This is a genomic window from Streptomyces sp. NPDC054796 (genome assembly GCF_053611545.1).
Map to the genome: position 1 here is coordinate 1 of NZ_JBSHAO010000171.1, position 1464 is coordinate 1464.

General features: G+C 70.6%; 2 protein-coding genes. Both read right to left on the reverse strand.

Annotated features, from left to right (window positions below; all coding sequences use genetic code 11):
* The coding region (locus ACWGJ2_RS40450) for a hypothetical protein (RefSeq protein ID WP_453351420.1) at window positions 1–227 on the reverse strand (227 nt) is incomplete at its 3' end.
* A gap of 113 nt (window positions 228–340) precedes the next feature.
* A partial coding sequence (locus tag ACWGJ2_RS40455; protein ID WP_453351421.1) for a hypothetical protein occupies window positions 341–1464 on the reverse strand: 1124 nt, incomplete at its 5' end.

Genomic DNA, 1464 nt, shown 5'->3' on the forward strand with positions numbered 1-1464 from the left:
GACTGACAGAGGCACTGTCCGTGGCCCACCTCGGCTCTGGCGCGGGAGAAGAGAGTGGCGTAGTCGGTGGCGTGCTTACGCAGCACGTATAGCGGAAGCGACGTGTCCGCGAGCCGTACGCGGTCGGCTCGCTCACCGCGAGCGGGGTCGTCCCCCAGGGCGCTGTCCGAGTGCGGCAGCGTAGGTCCGCCAGGCCGGTCTGGTGGGACGTCATTCGAGGCAGTCATGTTCGCACTCCTCCATAGCCGGGACCGGTCACCGGTCAGTGGTGCTGGAGTTCCCCCTCCGCCTCGGCGTGCTGGCCCGCCTACCACACTGAGCCCCGGGCATCGGTCGTGCCCTAGCTACGGCCAACGCCGCTCGGGGCATTTCGTTGCCCGTGGAGTCGGTGCTCGGTCTGCTCTCGCTCAGCCTGTTCTCGACGTGACGGGCGTGGCGGCGTCGCTACGGCAGAGCTCGCAGGACGTTGCGGCACCGCGGCGACCGCCTCCTGGGCGGCGTCCATGGCACTGGCCAGCAGATCGTCGGGGATCTGTGCCCCCCGCGCCTGGGCCGTGGTCCGCAGCGCCGCAAGGAATGCCTCGGCGGTCAGCCCGGATTGCGTTGTAGCCGGCGGCCCTTCGGAGGGCCCCGTTCTGGCGATCTTGTCGGCAGTGGCTCGCGAGTTCGCGGCGATCGTCTGCAGGACACCCGCAGCTCGTTCCTCGGCCGGGCTGGTCGCGGCAGCCCGCGCGAAGTCCGCGCGGTCCTGCATCCGTTGAGCCTGGGCTGCGAAAGTGTTCGCGGTGACCGCTGGTCGGCTCCCTTCTGTGGGGGAGGGTTGCCGTCGCCGCCCGGCAGCCGCCTGCTCGATCTTCGACGGGCCATCCGTCGGCGCCGACCGAGGCCGACGAGGCAGGCGGGGCGCCGCAGATGCTACCTGTTCTCCTGCCGCCTGCGCCTGCCCGGTGGTCGGCCCCGGCGAGGCCGGGGCAGGCGCGGACTCCCGGAGTACCCAGTCCCTATTCGCCTCGCCCCGTACGTAAACGAAGCCCTCGCCGGGTAGGTGCTGCGGTACCTCGTCGCCGCGGCCCTGCAAGAAGAGGTCGACGCACTCGTTCGCCCGCGCGCCGCGGTCGGCGTCTGTCCTGTTGTCCAGGCGTGCGGTCTCGTGGTTGAGCAGGCTCATCAAGTCCCGGCGGGGCAGGCCGCGATCGGGCTGGACGTCGCGTCGTACAGCGGTCCTGACTTCGTCGAACCAGGCCGGGGTGAGCGGGTTGTTGGCCGGCTGCCATCGAGGCGCAGAAGTGTCGGGTGACGGGCTCGCGTCCACGAGGCTCTCCGCCTCACCCGGCGTGACAAGGACGTGCCGGAAGCCGCCTTCCTCCTGGGGACCGACGATCCCGAGGTCCTCCATCCGCGTCAGCAGGGCCTCTGCCTCGGTGACCGGGATGTCGTACTGGTAGCTCAAGTCCAGTGCCAGGG